The organism is Anaerolentibacter hominis (genome assembly GCF_032380675.1).
GTDB lineage: Bacteria > Bacillota > Clostridia > Lachnospirales > Lachnospiraceae > Anaerolentibacter > Anaerolentibacter hominis.
The window spans coordinates 1,096,126-1,114,878 of record NZ_JAWDIX010000001.1; the positions used below are offsets into that span (position 1 = coordinate 1,096,126).

An 18,753-nucleotide genomic window follows, 5' to 3' on the forward strand; every position below is an offset into this window, starting at 1 on the left:
GGGTAAGCCTGTTTTTTTATCATGGAAGTAGATAGCGTCGGCTAAGATGACTACGCTCGCGCAAAGTGTGAAATATCCTGAAAAATATTGAAAAGTTTTTTCATCTGCTCTATAATAATAGCATTAGACTTACATAAAACAGTTGTTCCGGACCAACGCCGCGAATCCGCCCGGCAGACATCCGGTTAAGATGTCTTTAAGGTCAGGGCGGTTCTTACTTATGCGCGGGAAGCCTGTGAACGGGAAAGGCAGGGCAGAGCAGTGAAATACGCAACCAGAATAAATTCCTTTTTAGGTGCTGGAGATACGATATCCGGGGCGCTGGAAAAGATCGGCAGAATTTCCGGAATTGAGTATGTGGACTTAAATTATCCGGAACATTTTCAGGAATTGCCGAAGGAGCAGATGAAAGAAAAACTGGCGGAAAATAACCTGAAAGTCAGTGCGGTCAATCTCCGGTTCCGGAAGAAATTCAGAGACGGTGAATTTGGTAATATTGATGAAGAAATTTCAAGAGATGCTGTCAAATTGTGCCGGGAGGCAATCCAGGTCTGTGAGTATCTGGAGGGGACTCAGATTATTATATGGCTGGGATACGACGGCTACGATTACTCCTTCCAGATTCAATATGAAGAGGTGTGGGATAAGCTGGTTGCAGCATTCCGGGAGATCTGTGCGGCAACCAGTCTGCCTGTCAGCATTGAATACAAACCATACGAAGAACGTGTCCATGCCTATCTGGACAGCTATGGCACTACCCGGCTGATGGTACAGGAGGTGGGCAAACAGAACCTGGGGATGACGCTTGATTTCTGCCATATGCTGATGAAGGGAGAGAACCCGGCGTTTGCCGCCGCGATGCTGCTGCGGGACGGGAAGCTCTTTACTGTTCATTTGAACGACGGCGAGGGAAATACCGACGACGGGCTGATCGTGGGCAGCGTTCACCTCTGGAAGACGGTGGAGCTGTTCTATTACCTGAAAAAATATGAGTATGACGGAATTATTTATTTTGATACTTTTCCTAAAATTCAGCATACGGAGGAAGAGTGCAGGGCCAATGTGGACATGTGCAGGAGAATCGAGGAAATGATCGGCCGTGTGGGACTGGATTATATCGCTGATGTGATCAGGCAGAACAGCGTGCCGGCGATTGCAGCCATGATGAGCCGTATGCTGGCCGGGGAGGTATAGGATGGAGAGAACTAAAGTGACTGTGATCGGCAGTCTGAACTTTGATATTATTTTTAAGCAGAAGCGGCTGCCCGTGACAGGCGAGACCTTTCCTGCCGATTCAGTCAGTTTCTGCAGCGGAGGAAAAGGCGCCAACCAGGCGGTGCAGTGCGCGAAGCTGGGGCTTCCTGTCTATATGGCCGGCCGCGTGGGAGAAGATACCTTTGGCGATACCCTGCTGGCTGCGATGAAAAAATACGGGGTGGATACGGCAAATGTCCGGCGAAGCCGCAGCAATACCGGGATTGCCGGTGTGAATTCACTGGAAGACGGAACCCTCCACTCCACCCTTGCCGTGGGCGCGAATATGGATGTTACCTGCGGGGAAATAGATCAGCTGGAACCGTTAATTCTAGGAAGCCGTATTCTGATTCTTCAGCTGGAGATCCCCGTTCCTGTGGTGGAGTATGCGATCGAGCTGGCTGCGCGAAGCGGAGTGTACGTTATTCTCAATGCGGCGCCTGCACGTGACATAAGCGCAGAGGCATTAAAGAAGGTGAACTGCCTGGTGGTCAATGAGGCGGAGGCTTCATTCTATGCGGGAAGGACCATTGAATCGGTAGAAGAGGCCATGCAATACGGGCCGGAACTGCTGGCACGGATCGGAGAAACATTGATTATTACACTGGGAGCGCAGGGCGCCGTCCTGTTTAACCGGAATGGCGCAAGGCACTATCCCCCGGTTAACACAGATATCGTGGTGGAGACGACAGGGGCCGGAGACAGCTTCGTGGGAGGCTTCGCCTATGGAAAGTACCATGGGCAGCCGGATGAGGAAGCGTGTATTCTGGCGGGTAAGGCATCGGCCGTAACGATCCGGTCAATCGGGGCACAGGATGCCATGCCAGAGCTTAAAGAGCTCCTTACAGATGAAGAGAAGGGGGACGAATAAAGGATGATTCCATATGTGAGACGGGAACAGATTCTGTCGCTGATTGATAACAGAGAGGTTGTTTATATGGAGGAACTGGCGGAGAAGCTGAATGTTTCAGTATCTACCGTCCGACGGGATCTGCTGCTGATGGCGGAGGAGGGGCAGGTGGTGGTGCTCCGGGGCGGTGCCGTCAGGAGGCTTACCGAGAATCAGGATATGCCGGTGATCCATAAGAAGAAAATACAGGTGGATGCCAAGCGCAGGATAGCGGAGAAGGCGGCATCTCTGGTAAAAGATGGTGAAGTCATTTATCTGGATTCCGGTACCACTACAGTAGAGATGTTTAACTATTTGCAGGATAAAAAGGTGATGGTAGTGACATCGGCGGTGCCGGACTGTAAGAAAATGGCCCAGTACGAGCAGATGAAGGTGATATTTCTGGGCGGTGAGCTGATTGCAGGGCTGGAGTCGGTGGTGGGTTCCATCACGGAGAAACTGATCACCAGCATGTATTTTGACAAGGCATTTTTGGGCTGCAGCGGCTATGGAAGAGAGATCGGCATCTGCACCTATGATACAAGGGAGGCCAGGAAGAAAGAACTGGTGAATAAACAGGCCAAAGAGGTATTCATACTGGCCGATACTTCCAAGGAGAATAAGAAGTGCTTCTGCAAGGTGTTTGAGTGGGAGGACTGTAAGATTATTAATGAAAGGTAGCAAGGGGATATCCCCTGTTCGCCTGCACCGATCAGGCCTGCCTGCCGGCTGTCTTGTTTTGAGAGGGGTATTTCCCTGTGCTTCTGCATATATATGAATTAATATTTCATGCGGAGCTTTCTATGGATGTGAAAAGAGAAAAGGAAAAGATACTCTCCTTTGTGAAGACCGGCCTTCTGGTATTGTCCCTCATCGCGGTTGCTGGGATAGGTATGAAGGTGGTACCGGCCGCGGTAACCGTAACAAACCAGAGCAATGGCAAAGAGCTGCCAATCTACTGTGTGGACACGGAAGAAAAGAAGGTGGCCTTGTCTTTTGATGCGGCCTGGGGAGATGAGGACACAGAAGCCATTTTAAAAATTCTGGACGATTTTGATATAAAGGTAACCTTTTTTATGACCGGCGGCTGGGTAGAAAAATATCCGGATGACGTGAAAGCGATCGCGGCGGCCGGGCATGATCTGGGCAATCACAGTGAAACACATAAGCAGATGTCCGCCCTGTCAAAGGAAGAGTGCCTGGAGGAAATAAAGAAACCCCATGAGAAGGTAAAGGCGCTGACCGGTATCGAGATGAATCTGTTCCGGCCGCCCTACGGGGATTACAATAATACGCTGGTAAACAGCGTAAAAGAAAGCGGCTATCATTGTATCCAGTGGTCTGTGGACAGTCTGGACTGGAAGGATTATGGAACCGACAATATCATTAGCACGGTTCTGGATCATAAGGCTCTGGATAACGGGGCGATCATTCTGATGCACAATGGGGCAAGATATACAAGGGAAGCGCTTCCGGCCATCATCAAGGGGCTGCAGGATAAAGGCTATGAGATTGTACCGATTTCCCAGCTTATCCATACAGGCGACTATTATATGGATAATACCGGAAAACAATTTGCCAAATAGCAAAGTACTGTGATAAAATAGTATCTGTTGGATTTGTGACTTATACGATTTTACGAAATGAGGAAGGTTCATGAGAGAACGTTTTAGAGCGTGGATTGCCCGCGCAATGGATGGAAGAAATGGGATTGACCCCCTGGGGTGGTTTCTGGTTGCACTCTATGTCATTCTCCTGTTTGTGGCGAACTTTACAATATCCTGGACTCCCCTGATCCTCTGTCTGGGTGTTATAGTACTGAGCTTTTACCGGGCGTTTTCAAAAAACCTGAAAAGACGTCAGGCAGAAAATGAATTTTTTGTGGGTATCTTCCGGCCGATTGGAAGACTGTTCGGCAAAGCGTCCGGAAAAAAGAAAGAAAAGAAATTCCGGAATGTGAAGTGTTCCAACTGCGGTACGAGATACAAAGTGCCGAACCGGCCCGGCTATCGGGGCGAGTGTCCGAATTGTCACCGGAGAGAGTAGCTGTGGTATACGGAAATAAATAGAGTCAGAAATAGATACTGTAAAAGGCACAGTCCGAAGGGGCTGTGCCTTTTTGCCATATAGGAAACATGAACCTTCAACTCCTTATATGCAGGTTCCGATCCGCCTGACGGGAGGAAAATACTGGATTGGCACTTAAGCGCATCTTAAGATTTATAACATATTTTTGACCTGAGAAAGAGATACTTTTAGGATGTAACCATACATAGGGAAGAGAGGAATGAAAATGAAAAATAATAGGAGAAGAAAGGCCGGGCTGATGACCGCCGTCCTGCTTTTTGCCATTGTGGGAAGCTCACTTCCCGCCGGCGGAACGGAAACAGGAGCGCCAATTCCTGCTTTTGGTGTTATGACGGCCGAGGCGGCAAGCAAATCGGAACGGGTTCTTAAGGCACAGACGCAGGTTAAGTCCGGAAAATATACTTATTATTATGATGGAAACGGCATCATGCGGGAGAAGACCGGTAAGAAAGCCCAAAAATTGAGCAAAAAAATACAGGGTAACTTCTACATATCCGGCGATTATATTTATTTTGTGTCCGCCGCCAATTCAAATTGCCTCTATCGGATGAAAAAAGACGGCAGCGGCAAGAAGCTTCTTAGAAAATATGCCAGGTCGATTGTCAGGATAGAGGATAACTATATCTATTATCGGAACACATCCCAGGCTATTGCCAGAGTAAAAACAAATGGCGAGAACTACAAGAAAATATTAAGTCCCTACAAGACGTATGAATATGCTTTTTACAGCGGGCGTCTGTACTATGGAGGGAGTATTTCAACCTCAGAAGGATTTACGACCCATTATACGGTGGAAAGCGTGAAGATGGACGGTACGGATAAGAAGACCCACCAGAAGGATACGGTAGAGAATGGCAGCTTTGCCTTGATGAACGGCAGCAGCGGAGTCGTCAGTATGAACCAGCAGGGAATCAACCGCATTACTTCATCGGGAGGGAAAATCTCAGTTAGCCTGATCAAAGATCTGAGCGGCAAAGGGGATTCTGAATACGCGGAGCTGCTCTGTGTGGATCAGGATTTGATTTATTATTTTATCACGGAAAGAGGCAGCTCTTATGACAGCGGTATGATCTACAGGATGGACGGTGCGGGTGAGGTGTCCGAATACCTGCCGCTGAACAGAATACCATTCCGAAATCCCAACTTTTTTACGATGTACAGAAGCGGAGACTATATGGTTTTAGATGTGGCAGGTGACGATGCGCCGGGGCAGGTGTTTGTATTTAATCTGGACGGAACGCAGGGTATGGAGATTTCACAGGATAACTTAAAGGGTATGAATCCGGATGCCAGCCGTGTCGTGATCCGCGGTCATACGGGCTATATCAGATACAGCGACGAAAACGGCTATGATGAATACAAAATTATAAACGTCATACTAAGAGAGTTATATTAATAGAAAAATACGAACAAAACGGGTTGATCCGCGCATAAGAAAAGGAGCCACATATGTGGCTCCTTTTCTTAAGTTAAATGGTACACTGTTTTGGATTTTAATCTCTCATGGCTAAAGCGTCCTGGAACTCCTGCTCCATCGCTGAATCCGGTTTTTTGGTAGCAAGGCTGACAACAATCATGAGTACCAGACCCACGGCAAAGCCAACCACCAGGGAATATAATCCAGTAGCCGCAGCAGGCGTCTGCCCGCCGATAATCGGAATATAGTCCCAGAGAATGACAGTGAGGCCGCCGCCCAGCATACCAGCTACGGCACCCGGAAGATTACTGCGCTTCCAGTAGAGGGAGAGCAGAACGACCGGCCCGAATGTGGCGCCGAAACCGGCCCATGCATTGGATACCAGTCCCATGATACTATTATTTGGATTCAGGGCGATAATATAGGCAATAGCAGCCACAATCACAACTGTGATTTTGCTGACCAGCAATGTCTTCTTTTCGCTGCTGTCTTTTTTGATAATTCCCTTGTACAGATCCTGGGAAACAGAGGATGCGGTGACCAGCAGCTGGGAATCAGCCGTGGACATAATCGCGGCCAGGATACCGCAGAGGAAAATACCTCCGATAAATGGTATCGCAATATCTGTTGTAAACAGTTTGGTAATTAACTGAATAAATACATTTTCAGTAGAGCCGGCCCCTTCTGCGCCCAGAACGGTCGGAAAGAGGTAAGCACGGCCGATTACGCCTACAAAACAAGCAAAACCTAAAGAAAGAGCACACCAGATAATTCCTACATAACGGGACTTTTTCAGCTCTTTTTCATTCTTTATCGCCATGAAACGGGTCAGGATATGGGGCATTCCGCAGTAACCAAGACCCCATCCAAGCTGAGAGATAATACTGACAGCGCTTAGATTCTGTCCGTCACTCTGCATCAGGTTCAGGAAGGATGGCGTACCTCCTGCCACACCGCTGGCATCCAGAAGCTGGCCCACAGAATCCCCATGGCCCAGAATCATGAAATAGGCAATGACAGGAACAGCCAGAAGTCCAACTAACATCAGCAGACCCTGTATAAAGTCGGTAACACATACGGCCATAAATCCGCCCATGGTAGTGTAGGCCAAGATGACGACAGCCCCAATAGTAAGCGCGATTTTATAGTCGATTCCGAATACAACATTGAATAATTTTCCTCCGGCTGCCAGTGCGGAAGCCGTATAAACCAGAAAGAAAATGACAATAAAAATAGAAGAGATCGCTAACAGCCATTTTGACTTATCGTGGAAACGATTCTCGAAGTACTCCGGCAGAGTCAGGGAATCGTTGGCACGGATGGTATATCTCCTCAGACGGGCCGAGATAAAGACCCAGTTAAAAACTGTACCGATAAACAGACCGATGGCAATCCAGAACTGACCGGTACCGCTTGCGTAAATAGCGCCCGGCAGACCCATTAAAAGCCATCCGCTCATATCGGAAGCCTGAGCGGAGAGTGCGGCAACCCAGCCTCCCAGACCACGTCCGCCCAGAAAATAGTCCGAGCTGTTTTTGGTACGCTTCATGTACCTTGCGCCGATTACAATCATAACCAGCAGATAAAATACAAAAGCGACCAGAACCCAAATTATTGATGTTTTATCCATTTTGATATCTCCCTCTTATTCCGTTCTATGTAAAAGCCTGTCACAAACTGCTTTTACGATATGTATAAAAATACAACGTACCACACTATCTTATAAAAATTTAATAAAAAAATCAAGTTTTAACCGTTGTGAAATGCATAAAATAATGATACCATCAATTGACAAGGGTATTATTTTGACTGTTGATGCGAGATTATGATGACTTATGACACGAAGGGAGAAATCGAATGTCAGAATTTGAATTTTTGTCTATCCTGAGGGAAGCACTGACCGGGACCGTACCGGACATGGAAATAGAAAATAATTTAAACTACTACAGAGATTATATAGAAAGAGAGCTGGCAGCCGGCAAAAGCGAACAACAGATATTTGAAGAATTGGGCGATCCCAGACTGATTGCGAAAACTTTAGCTGATACCTATGGCAGAAACAATAAAATGAACGGAACCGCCAATTATACCATCGATGAGGACGGGGCGGCTTCCTCAGAAAGCAGCGGCTATACCGGAGGATATGAGCAGCGTAATCGCAGAAAAGACAGCCTTCTGCACCGTATTTTATCTATGCTGCTTATGATTTTTGTCCTTGTCATCGTTTTTTATGTGGGCGGCTTTGCTATCAGCTTTCTGCTGCGTTTTATCCTTCCTTTCGGACTCATTGTCTATGTGATTTACTCGCTTGTGAGAAGCAGAAAGTAAATTTTTCCAGTTAATGATTCAATGCATGAAGCAGCTGCAAGATGCTCATATTAAGAGTGTAGTTAAAAACATCTTTCTAGGAGGTCTTGCAATTATGGCAAACAACTATAGTGATTATTCACAGAATAACTCTCAGAATTCATCTAAAAATGCATCCAAGAATTCTTCTCAGAACAGTTCCAAAAATTCTTCACAGAATAGCTCCAAGAACTCTTCTCAGAATAGCTCACAGAATTCTTCCCAGAACAGTTCCCAGAACTCTTCTCAGAATAGTTCTCAGAACGGATACAGAAATTCTTCTCAGGATTGCAACAGATAGTTCTGAACAAGACAAAAAAAGGAATGCGGTTATGATCTGCATTCCTTTTTTGATACATAGGTAAATTCTCCAAACTTTATGAATTTGATCCGTTTTATGGTATATGAGGCGAAGACGCTTGCTGCAATAAGCCAAAGGCGGTTGCTGTAATAAGAAAGCCTTGACAAAGAAAGAGTAAGACCGTCATAATGAAGCAAGATTATATGGTTATCATGGAAGTAGATAAGACTCCCACCTTTATAGGTGGTGAGTAAATAACAAATTCGTCATGGTGGGAGCGCAGTCTCCTTCCAAGATAAAGCCTCCGGCGGATTGCAGAGCCGCACAGATGTATTATGTCATGCAAAGCATGACGTGCGGCTCGCAGCAAGTACGCCGAGGCGTACTTGAATAAAGAAGGGAAAGAAAATTACATATGAAGGAATATGAATATATTGCTCCCTGCCATTTCGGTATGGAGGCAGTCTTAAAAAGGGAAATACAGGATCTGGGTTATGAAATCAGCCAGGTAGAAGATGGAAAGGTTTATTTCCGGGGCGATGCATCGGCCATCTGCCGGGCTAATTTGTTTTTGCGGACAGCAGAGAGGGTGCTGATAAAGGTCGGCAGCTTCCATGCGGAAACCTTCGATGAGTTGTTTGAGGGAACGAAAGCGCTTCCATGGGAGGAGTTCGTGCCGAAGGATGGTAAATTCTGGGTGACGAAAGCTACTTCCATAAAAAGTAAGCTATTCAGTCCCTCCGATATTCAGTCCATCATGAAAAAGGCAATGGTAGAGAGACTTAAGAACAAATATCATACGGAGTGGTTTTCGGAGGACGGCAGTTCCTACGCCCTGCGCGTGACAATCTTAAAGGATGAGGTGACGGTTGGGCTGGATACATCGGGAGTATCCCTGCATAAAAGAGGATACCGGAAGCTGACCAGCAAAGCGCCGGTGACCGAGACTTTAGCCGCGGCTATTATTTTACTTTCTCCCTGGAGAAGGGACCGTATACTGGTGGACCCGTTCTGCGGCTGCGGGACAATACCGATTGAGGCTGCCCTGATCGGCGCGAATATAGCACCTGGCCTGCACCGTTCTTTTGCGGCGGAGAACTGGAAAAACCTGATCGTGAAATCAGATTGGTATAAGGCTGTGGAGGAGGCAAATGACGGGATCGACGATACGTTTGATATGAATATCCAGGGATATGATATTGACGGGGATATCGTGAAGGCAGCCAGAGAAAATGCAAGGCTGGCCGGGGTGGATCACCGGATTCATTTCCAGCAGAGGGAGATAAAAGATCTGAGCAATCCTAAAAAATATGGTTTTGTCATTACCAATCCTCCTTATGGGGAGCGGCTGGAGGATAAGGCTGCTATGCCGGAACTGTACAGAGAAATGGGAACAGCCTTCCGCAATATGGATTCCTGGTCCTTCTTCCTTCTCTCAGGCTATGAGGACGCAGAAAAATATATCGGGCGGAAGGCTGATAAAAACAGAAAGATTTATAATGGCATGCTAAAGACGTACCTGTATCAGTTTATGGGGCCGAGACCGCCAAAGCCAAGGCCGGACATACCAGCTAAACGTAAAGCTTGATCCAGCTGAGGATATCGCTCATCACATCGTTCCGGTCGATTTCATTGAGCAGTTCATGACGGTCATTGCGGTACAGTTTCAGAGCCACTTCCTGAAATCCCATGGTTTGGAATGTGGCGACGAGGGTACTAACATCCTTGCCGTAACCGCCAACAGGATCATGGTCGCCGGCAATAAAGAGTAAAGGCAGGTCTCTTCGGGTTCTCCCGATCAGATCTGCTTTTTTGCCGAACAGGGACAGGGAAAGCAGATCATGGAAGAAGCTGACCGTGCAGGTGAAGCCGCACAGCGGGCTGTCAACATATTCCTGAACGATCTCTTTATCCTTTGTCAGCCAGTCAAACGAGGTGTCCTTGCAGAGGGACTTATACTCTTTTCCGCCGAACGACATATGGTCAACAAAGGCGGAAATATAGCGCGGTCCCTTAAACAGGCTGATCAGAGAGGTCAGAAGTAGACCGGCGTAAATCTTCGGATAGGATGGATTAGCCGTGCCGCAGATGATTGCACCGTCAAAATCATCCTTGTGCTGCAGAACATTTCTGGCAACAATGGAACCGAAGCTGTGGCCCATGAGAAGCAGATGGGAACTGCGGTTTATTTCCTGAACCTTCTCCGCAGCCATGACGGCATCTTTTACAATCAGGTTGTGGCCGCTTCTTTCCCCTGAAAAGCCAAGGAGTCCGGTCTGGTTATCACTTCCATGTCCCCGGTGATTATAGGTATAAAAATCATAGCCGTGTTTGGTCAGATAAGCGGCAAATGGCTCATAGCGCTCACAGTATTCCGCCATCCCGTGCAGAAGTAAAATGGAAGCTTTCGGATTTTTATCTGTTTTATAATGATACAGGGTTGTTTCATAGCCGTCCTTCTGGATGACCGCATAAGATGTTTTATACATGTACAATCTCCCTTTCTATCAATCGTGTCAATACTATTTATCGCACAGTTTTCTTATATTATACAATAAAATGAGACAGAACAATAGAAAGCTTTCGTTCATTTATAAAAAATAGTGTAATAACGTCTGTTCATCACGATATAATTCTTTCTACATATATTGAAATAGAATTATGACAAGGAGCTTATATGGAACAGTATAATAAGTACACACACACCCGGGTTGATTATGGCCCGGAACCTTTTGTCGTCAACATTGCCTGTGCGGCGATTCAGAATTCCTTCTACCGCAGAGTATTATGGACCGGCTGCAATCTGCAGCTTACCGTGATGTGTATTCCTCCATGCGGAGAAATTGGTTTGGAGATGCACTCTCAAACAGATCAATTTATTCGGTTAGAAGAGGGGCAGGGGGTTGTCATGATGGGAAACTGCGAGGATTACCTTGATTTTCAGGAGCCCGTTTGTCAGGATGAAGCGGTTTTTGTACCAGCTGGTATTTGGCATAATATCGTCAACACTGGCTGTACCCCTCTGAAACTCTACACAATCTATGCGCCGCCCCATCATCCGCACGGCACCATACATTACACAAAAGCAGAGTCTGATGCAAGCGAAGACTGAACCAGACAGAGAATATAAGGACGGCGTTCACCTGGCTGTGAACGCCGTCCTTCTTTTATCCGGCAGCAATAGAGTGGAAAACAGGAACGAAATATGATACATTTATTTTGAACATTGAATCATATAGTTGTTGTTCAGAAGGAGGAGGTAAAAATGAAACTTTGTATTGCTGCCGCTCCATGCAAGGTCTGATGAGGACGAACCACATGGAGCAATAAAGACAATTTCGTCCCAAAAGACTTTGCATTTTAATTCATGACTGACACCCGGACGGCCGGGACGTCTTGTAAAATGAGATTAAAAGGAGCAAAGTCGATATGAATTCATTAAAAATACAGATCAGAGAGCTGCGCAGCTTTCTGATTCTATGGTCTACCCAGTCTTTGTCCGCTCTGGGCAGCGCAATGACGAGTTATGCACTGATTATATGGTCCTATCAGCAGCAGGGTTCTGCACTTACCACCGCTCTGCTTTCCGTCTGTTCTTATACACCGTACATTGTAATGAGTATATTTGCCGGTGCTTTGAGTGATAAGTGGAATAAAAAAGTAACGATGCTTGTAAGCGATAGTTTTGCGGCATTGTGTACGCTGGTCCTATTCCTGCTGATGCGGGCGGGAAAACTGGAAATCTGGCACTTGTACTGCCTGAACGCACTGAACGGCCTGATGAATACCATTCAGCAGCCGGCTGCGGATGTGACGATCAGCCTACTGGTAAAAAAGAAGTATTATCAAAAGGTCAGCGGAATGCGTTCTTTCTCTAATTCACTGGTAAGTATTCTAACGCCTGTCATTGCAACCGCTGTTTTCACTATGTTCAATATGCAGGCCGTCTTTGTGTTTGACCTGCTCAGTTTTCTGGCGGCATTTTTTTCACTTCTCCTATTTATTAAAATACCGGATGTACCGGAGGAGAGCGGTGAGAATCATAATGTGCTTGAATCGGTCAAGTCGGGCCTTCAGTATTTAAAACATAATCGAGGGATTTTGGATCTGATTCTGTTTCTGTCCGCGATCAATCTGGTGGCATCGGTGTATAATGCCGCACTTCCGGCCATGCTGCTTTCGAGAGAGGGAGGCGGCAACACAGCGCTTGGTATCCTGAATGCAGTATCAGGGACGGCAATGCTGATCGGCAGTATCCTGACCTCTGTACTTCCTGCACCCAGGAGCCGGGTCAGGGTGATATGCAACACCTTGCTGATGTCCATGTGCACCGAAAATTTCTTCCTTGCCATTGGCCGTTCCGTTCCGATATGGTGTGTCGGCGCCATTTTGGGCTGGATCTGTATTCCATTTATGAATGCAAACATGGATGTGCTGTTTCGCAGCCGTATTCCCATCGGCATGCAGGGACGGATTTATTCGGTCCGGAATACACTCCAGTTTTTTACGATTCCGGTTGGCTACCTGCTGGGAGGACTCATGGTAGATAATGTGTTTGAGCCATTTATGGCTTCCCGGTCTGCCGGAAGTTTTCTGACTGCATTGTTCGGATCGGGAAAAGGTTCGGGCGCGGCATTCTTATTTTTTATGATTGCTGTGGCCGGCGTCATTATCTGCCTTATCTTTCGCAAGGACCCCCATATCTGGAAATTAGACGAATAAATAGATCATGTTTATCATGGAAGTAGATAAGAGTCCCACCTCAATAGGAGGTGAGTAAATAACAAATTCGTCATGGTGGGAGCCCAGTCTCCTTCCAAGATAAAGCCTCCGGCGGATTGCAGAGCCGCACAGATGTATTATGTCATGCAAAGCATGACGTGCGGCTCGCACCAAGTACGCCGAGGCGTACTTGAAGATAAAGGCAGGAGTGCTGCATATATAAATTACAGCATCTCCTGCCTGTTTTAAGCTTATCACATTTTACATATCTGAATTCTGTTTGCGGAGTGCAGGGATGTGTAGTATAATGCGGTCATGGAGCGTAAGATTTATCATGGAAGTAGATAAGACTCCCCCTCAATAGGTGGTGAGTAAATAACAAATTCGTGTTGGTGGGAGCCTAGTCTCCTTCCAAGATAAAGCCTCCGGCGGCTCGCTTCAAGTACGCCGAGGCGTACTTGAATTGGGGATGAGAGGTATGGAGAAATTCTGTACCTGTATCCGCTGAAAAAGACGCTCAGGAAGGACAGGCGCAGGCAGAATGAAAAAGAGGATAATATTTGCCACAGGCAACGAGGGTAAAATGAAGGAAATCCGGATGATACTTAAGGACTTAAACTGTGAAGTTGTGTCCATGAAGGAAGCCGGTATTGATATGGATATAGAGGAGAACGGGACAACCTTTGAGGAAAATGCCATGATTAAGGCCAACGCCATTCATGCGGTCACCAACGATATCGTGTTGGCGGATGATTCCGGCCTGGAAGTGGATTATATGGACAAAGCGCCCGGTGTATATTCCGCCCGCTTTATGGGGGAAAATACTCCCTATACGGTGAAAAATCAGTATATTATTGACCAGCTGAAAGAAGCTGAGGGCAAAGAGCGGAGTGCGCGGTTTGTCTGCGCAATTGCCTGCGCGTCGCCGAACAGAGAAACCTTTACGACCAGAGCTGCGGTAGAAGGTGAAATTGGGTTTGAGGCAAGAGGGGAGAATGGGTTTGGTTATGACCCGATTTTCTTTCTTCCTGAATTCGGCTGTTCCACGGCAGAACTTTCGCCGGAACAGAAAAATAAGATCAGCCACAGAGGAAAAGCGCTGGAGGCGATGAAACCTGCGCTGAAAGAGCTGCTCGCAGAATGACACAGATGAAAAGGTGATCCAATTGAAAATACTAATTGTCAGCGATACCCACGGGAGGTTGGGAAACCTAACCAGGGTGTTAAGTAAAGTAAAGCCCATCGATATGCTTTGGCATCTGGGGGATGTGGAAGGGGACGAAGAGCAGATACGGGCGATGGCAGGCTGTGAAGTACGTTTTGTTAAGGGAAACAATGACTCCTTCTCTGATTTGCCCCGGGAGGAACTGTTTGAACTGGGGGCTTATACGGTTTATATGACACATGGGCATCGGAATTATGTCCACTGGGGGCTGGATAAGCTGATGGAGCGGACGATGGAGATGGGCGCCGATATCGCTCTGTTTGGTCATACCCATGTGCCGCTGATCCAGAAACAGTACGGGATTACCCTTGTGAATCCGGGGAGCCTGGAGAGGCCCCGCCAGGAAGGTCATAAGCCCACATTCATTGTCGCAGAGCTGGACCGGATGGGAGAAATTCATTTTACATTAAATATTTTAAATTAAGGTGTTGACAATAAAATATTTATATAATATAATTAATCGTGCGTTCGGCGGAAATGGTTAAATAAGCCAGCCGGCACAGCGCAGACATCCCAGATTGTCTGGGCCACGTCGAAACGAAACAGAATATTATCGGGGTGTGGCTCAGCTTGGCTAGAGTGCTTGATTTGGGATCAAGAGGTCGCAGGTTCAAATCCTGTCACCCCGATCACTTGCGGGTGTAGTTCAATGGTAGAACACTAGCCTTCCAAGCTAGATACGTGGGTTCGATTCCCATCACCCGCTTGCATTTTGCCTTCGGGTAACTTGTATGTGTGCTAGTAGCTCAGTTGGATAGAGCAACGGCCTTCTAAGCCGTGTGTCGGGGGTTCGAATCCCTTCTGGCACGTTGCCCAAAATTTCATAATGAATATGGACAAGCAGTTCCATTTCAATCAGCTGGCCCGCATAGCGAGACAGCGTTTGTATATCCTGATTTAAATGGAACCGATTGGGAGCATGGTGGGTATAGCACAGTTGGTTAGCGCGTCAGATTGTGGCTCTGAAGGTCCAGGGTTCGAATCCCTGTATCCACCCTTATTACTTTTTAGTGATAGTTTTGGGCTATCGCCAAGCGGTAAGGCACAGGACTTTGACTCCTGCATTCGCTGGTTCGAATCCAGCTAGCCCAGTTAGGAGTTATGGTTCAGGCCGAGCAGTTGTAAGAAAGCATTCTGCAGAGGATGCTCCTATTGTTTATGGGATATTAGCTCAGTTGGTAGAGCACTTGACTTTTAATCAAGTTGTCCGGGGTTCGAATCCCCGATGTCTCATGTAGATGCCGATCTGAAGAAATCTTCTGATCGGCGTTCTTTTTATCATAAAACGGTGCAGAACTTGCATTTCAAATCCGAATGATTTGTATATGGACTGCCTGTTTTAATGAGATCAATCAAATAGTTTTAAGCGGATATGGCGGAATTGGCAGACGCGCCAGATTTAGGTTCTGGTGGGAGACCGTGCAGGTTCAAGTCCTGTTATCCGCAGTACAAAACCCCTGTGTTTACAGGGGTTTTTCGTTTTCGTGTTGCATTTCATGTTGCTATAATAAAAAGAAAGAGATCCATTTGTTTGGTTAATTAATATATATTGGAAAACAGGAGGAGCAAAATGAGAATTTTTCAGAATAATGATAACATTAGCTACACAAAAATTGAAGTGATTCTATCACTGGAGGAATGTCCTTCTGACTGGGAAAATAATTTCTACTTTATTGATGTTGCAGTTGATGCATTCAGCCAGCAGGATTGTTATATCAGAGAACAAAAGGTGGAAGAAATACATATCAGGCGTGTGGAAAATTATAGTAAAGAAGAAATGAAAGCCCCCCAATGGCGGGTCGAATTGATTGTTACAGAATTTAAAACAGAAGAACAGACAATACAAATCGTGGAAGACCTATGTGAAATTCTGTCGGCCAACTGTGCAATGGAGGATTCTTTCTATCAGCAACGGGGAATGTATGGCTTTTCCTATCAATCTATGGATATAAAACGAAGCTACGCAGGGCCGGAGATGATTTTTAATGAAGTCGACATAAATGGATATGGCAGCATTGAAATGACATGTATCAGCACGATCAAAGAAAATATATTTAAACTGCCGGACATACCGATCGTACAATCAACATTATCGCAAAGACTGAAAAAAGCCTTTCTAGCTGGTATAAAAAGCAAAGATGTTGTCTCACGCTATATTCTTTTGTACTATCTGTTTGAAATAATGTTTGACACTCCGGAATATCAAGCATTGAAAATGACATATTCAAGCAGTAAAAAGAGGGACGTGATATTATATGAGTATCTGACTCAAAAATTTGGAGAATTAAAATATACTGTTCGGGGACAGGAGTTTGTTTTAGACGCAGATATTTTATCCAGAATAATCAAAGCACGTAATGACCTGACGCACAGGGCAGATCTATCCAATGTTCATGAACTGATGTACGGTCATTTAATACCCGTTCTTCAGGTAATCATAAAAAAGTGTGAGTATGCAAAAACTAAAGCGTGATTAATACATGATTATTGAAGGCCTCTCCATCATCGAAACTAATAATGGGAGAGGCCCTACATATCCGAAATTGAATATAGTTTTCTGTTTATTTTAGCGCATGTTATGGAGCTAAGTGCAGAAAAAATTACAAAATGAAATAGTTTATGTATCTAGCTGATCATATAATGTCTTATTCAAGGGAGATAATGTATGGACTATCATGACAGAATGAGGGCGCTGAGAGAAGATATGGATTTAACCCAGAAAGACTTGGGGAAATTATTAGGAGTAAATCAGGAGACGTATTCTAAATATGAAAATGGAAAGCTAAAACTTGCAATCGAAGACTTAATCAGGTTGGCACAATATACCAGTGTCTAAACGATCTTTTTACAGAGTATTTAGAAGAATTCTATAACTCTTGTTGATAAGAATAACAGTTGCGTTTCCAAAAGGCAAAGCGGAAAAAATTACCACTAAACACATCAGTTATGTGTTCTAAAGAATTTTCCCATAGTTTATAGTAATTTACCGTATCTCCTATAATCATTATTCCCCTAGATTTAAAGGCCTTATTGATACTATGCAAAAACGCTTTGGCTTGGCGGTATTTTATCCATATTTATTCGAAGCGTTGTCCTGTTTATAAAACTTCATCGCAGACTCATTGGTGCAGTACCTCTGAGGAATAATATTTTCCTTGCCGACCATATAGCAACCCCCTTTGTTTTGGGACTGTTTCGACCGAAAATTATATTCCATCTTTGCTCTCCGAAACAGAGCAGACTTTTATCGTCCAGCATGAACAGCACCATATCAGGCGGGGCGACCATATTACCAGAATATTAGCGTTTGTAGCGTTGTGCATCCATTGGTTTAACCCGCTTGTCTGGATCGCCTTTGCCCTATCCAGCAAGGATATGGAAATGTCTTGTGACGAGGCGGTGATGCGAGAAACTACAGATGACATTCGCGCTGAATACTCGGCCTCTCTTTTGCAATTCTCTACAGGGCATAAGGCTACAGTCGGTACTCCACTGGCCTTTGGTGAGGGCGATATAAAAAGCCGGATTAAGAATGTCATGTATTATAAAAAACCTCGGTTGAGGCAAACGGTTTTTGCACTTACTATTATTTCTGTCGTAACGATCAGTCTTGCGACAAATCCAATTATGAAAGGATTAACCGTCATGTCAACAATTTTTGAAAACTATAAGCAACTTTCTCTTAATTGTGGCCTTATATGCTTGGAGCCTGGAGAAATAACTGTACCTTACTTTTGCTATCCTGTTAATGCAGAGCCTGTCGGGTTTGAAGAAGCTATTTTGTATTGTTTTATTCCTGAATATGGCGAGATGGTTTTTGCGTCAAATCCAGAAAGTTGTGCAGATATAAATGTTTATCCGGTGGCAAATAACTTTTCGGATTTTATTAGGTTAGTATTGGCTTGTGGTTCAGCAAATCCGATTGAACAATGTATTTGGATGAATAAGGAACAATTTGATCAGCTAATACAAGAACAAAGAGGAAATCAGACTGCCCAACAAAAAGAAGTGCTTGCGTTGCTCAGCCGTGAATTTAATCTTGATCCAATGGAGAATCCGTTTGAATATATTAAAGCAGTACAAGCAAATTTTGATGACAGTAAAATAAAATATAGTGATGAATATTATGACACATTAGGACTGATCCGACCTGATGGGACAAAAGAAGAGAATACTGTTGAGCTTGAACCAGTAACTTTCTCATTTCAAAAAGGGCGCAAAGATGATTGATTAAACTGACGTCCAGCGTGGATTCACTGGTAATATCTGTGCTTGACATCTCCAGTATGATATTATCAGGCGCAGTCAGGCGAACCGGCAGTTCGGGTTCGCCGCTTGGCAGTTTTAAAAGAAGTAAAAGTCCTATAGCAAACAGCAAAAGAAAATTTAGGATAGTAACGGGGTGTTTTTTAGATGTATATTTGATATGTATCACCTGCCTTGAAGAAGAACGGATCTTAACGGATTTTACTATTTAGACTTATTGCTTTGCCTATTTATCCTCTTTGTTC

At 45.4% G+C, this 18,753-nt stretch carries 16 protein-coding genes, 7 tRNA genes and 1 pseudogene; 22 read left to right on the forward strand and 2 right to left on the reverse strand.

The features are described 5' to 3' along the window. The first annotated feature begins 261 nt into the window (after positions 1-261). The 6 genes from ABCW47_RS05090 to ABCW47_RS05115 all read left to right on the forward strand — a co-directional run bounded on the left by ABCW47_RS05090 (position 262) and on the right by ABCW47_RS05115 (position 5,627). On the forward strand, positions 262-1,194 hold the full coding sequence (locus tag ABCW47_RS05090) for a sugar phosphate isomerase/epimerase family protein (protein WP_343208777.1): 933 nt from the start codon (positions 262-264) through the stop codon (positions 1,192-1,194). 1 nt (position 1,195) lies between these two features. Beyond that, a complete protein-coding gene (locus ABCW47_RS05095) occupies positions 1,196-2,125 on the forward strand; it encodes a ribokinase (protein ID WP_343208778.1) in 930 nt (309 codons plus the stop codon). A 3-nt stretch (positions 2,126-2,128) separates the two neighbouring features. Further along, on the forward strand, positions 2,129-2,824 hold the full coding sequence (locus tag ABCW47_RS05100; protein WP_343208779.1) for a DeoR/GlpR family DNA-binding transcription regulator: 696 nt from the start codon (positions 2,129-2,131) through the stop codon (positions 2,822-2,824). Between the two features lie 122 nt (positions 2,825-2,946). After that, the gene (locus ABCW47_RS05105) at positions 2,947-3,729 is read left to right on the forward strand and encodes a polysaccharide deacetylase family protein (RefSeq protein ID WP_343208780.1); all 783 of its coding nucleotides are present in this window, start codon (positions 2,947-2,949) and stop codon (positions 3,727-3,729) included. Between the two features lie 70 nt (positions 3,730-3,799). Continuing rightward, positions 3,800-4,189, forward strand: a complete 390-nt coding sequence (locus ABCW47_RS05110; RefSeq protein ID WP_343208781.1) for a hypothetical protein — start codon at positions 3,800-3,802, stop codon at positions 4,187-4,189. Between the two features lie 247 nt (positions 4,190-4,436). Further along, on the forward strand, positions 4,437-5,627 hold the full coding sequence (locus ABCW47_RS05115) for a DUF5050 domain-containing protein (protein WP_343208782.1): 1,191 nt from the start codon (positions 4,437-4,439) through the stop codon (positions 5,625-5,627). Between the two features lie 97 nt (positions 5,628-5,724). On the opposite strand, the gene putP is transcribed toward ABCW47_RS05115, so the two are convergent. Then, positions 5,725-7,278, reverse strand: a complete 1,554-nt coding sequence (gene putP, locus ABCW47_RS05120; protein WP_343208783.1) for a sodium/proline symporter PutP — start codon at positions 7,276-7,278, stop codon at positions 5,725-5,727. Positions 7,279-7,505: 227 nt separating this feature from the next. Here putP and ABCW47_RS05125 point away from each other — a divergent pair, with 227 nt between their 5' ends. Further along, complete coding sequence (locus ABCW47_RS05125) at positions 7,506-7,976, forward strand: DUF1700 domain-containing protein (RefSeq protein ID WP_343208784.1); 471 nt, start codon at positions 7,506-7,508, stop codon at positions 7,974-7,976. A 734-nt stretch (positions 7,977-8,710) separates the two neighbouring features. After that, positions 8,711-9,883 carry a THUMP domain-containing class I SAM-dependent RNA methyltransferase gene (locus ABCW47_RS05130; RefSeq protein WP_343208785.1) on the forward strand — a complete coding sequence of 391 codons (1,173 nt, stop codon included), beginning with the start codon at positions 8,711-8,713 and terminating at the stop codon, positions 9,881-9,883. Here the strand turns inward: ABCW47_RS05130 and ABCW47_RS05135 are convergent. After that, positions 9,867-10,784, reverse strand: coding sequence for an alpha/beta fold hydrolase (locus tag ABCW47_RS05135; RefSeq protein ID WP_343208786.1), 918 nt, complete (start codon positions 10,782-10,784; stop codon positions 9,867-9,869). The genes ABCW47_RS05130 and ABCW47_RS05135 overlap by 17 nt on opposite strands. Before the next feature lie 188 nt (positions 10,785-10,972). Here ABCW47_RS05135 and ABCW47_RS05140 point away from each other — a divergent pair, with 188 nt between their 5' ends. From ABCW47_RS05140 to ABCW47_RS05205, 14 genes and pseudogenes are all read left to right on the forward strand, one after another. After that, positions 10,973-11,407, forward strand: coding sequence for a cupin domain-containing protein (locus ABCW47_RS05140; protein ID WP_343208787.1), 435 nt, complete (start codon positions 10,973-10,975; stop codon positions 11,405-11,407). A 317-nt stretch (positions 11,408-11,724) separates the two neighbouring features. Beyond that, entirely contained in the window at positions 11,725-13,017 is a 1,293-nt protein-coding gene (locus ABCW47_RS05145; RefSeq protein WP_343208788.1) for an MFS transporter, read from the forward strand. 541 nt (positions 13,018-13,558) lie between these two features. After that, the gene (locus ABCW47_RS05150; protein WP_343208789.1) at positions 13,559-14,161 is read left to right on the forward strand and encodes an XTP/dITP diphosphatase; all 603 of its coding nucleotides are present in this window, start codon (positions 13,559-13,561) and stop codon (positions 14,159-14,161) included. A gap of 13 nt (positions 14,162-14,174) precedes the next feature. Continuing rightward, positions 14,175-14,666, forward strand: coding sequence for a metallophosphoesterase family protein (locus tag ABCW47_RS05155; protein ID WP_425516055.1), 492 nt, complete (start codon positions 14,175-14,177; stop codon positions 14,664-14,666). Between the two features lie 130 nt (positions 14,667-14,796). Beyond that, positions 14,797-14,871: transfer RNA gene (locus ABCW47_RS05160), tRNA-Pro, on the forward strand. 6 nt (positions 14,872-14,877) lie between these two features. Next, a tRNA-Gly gene (locus ABCW47_RS05165) sits at positions 14,878-14,948 on the forward strand. 29 nt (positions 14,949-14,977) lie between these two features. Beyond that, positions 14,978-15,051 (forward strand) — tRNA-Arg (locus ABCW47_RS05170). A 113-nt stretch (positions 15,052-15,164) separates the two neighbouring features. Continuing rightward, positions 15,165-15,238 (forward strand) — tRNA-His (locus tag ABCW47_RS05175). A 24-nt stretch (positions 15,239-15,262) separates the two neighbouring features. Next, positions 15,263-15,334 (forward strand) — tRNA-Gln (locus ABCW47_RS05180). 68 nt (positions 15,335-15,402) lie between these two features. Beyond that, positions 15,403-15,475, forward strand: a tRNA-Lys gene (locus tag ABCW47_RS05185). Between the two features lie 133 nt (positions 15,476-15,608). Further along, positions 15,609-15,688, forward strand: a tRNA-Leu gene (locus tag ABCW47_RS05190). A gap of 124 nt (positions 15,689-15,812) precedes the next feature. After that, complete coding sequence (locus ABCW47_RS05195) at positions 15,813-16,715, forward strand: hypothetical protein (protein ID WP_343208791.1); 903 nt, start codon at positions 15,813-15,815, stop codon at positions 16,713-16,715. A 192-nt stretch (positions 16,716-16,907) separates the two neighbouring features. After that, the gene (locus tag ABCW47_RS05200) at positions 16,908-17,078 is read left to right on the forward strand and encodes a helix-turn-helix domain-containing protein (RefSeq protein ID WP_343208792.1); all 171 of its coding nucleotides are present in this window, start codon (positions 16,908-16,910) and stop codon (positions 17,076-17,078) included. Between the two features lie 344 nt (positions 17,079-17,422). Continuing rightward, positions 17,423-18,472 (forward strand): annotated as a pseudogene (locus ABCW47_RS05205) (M56 family metallopeptidase); the annotation flags it as partial. Between the last annotated feature and the right edge of the window lie 281 nt (positions 18,473-18,753).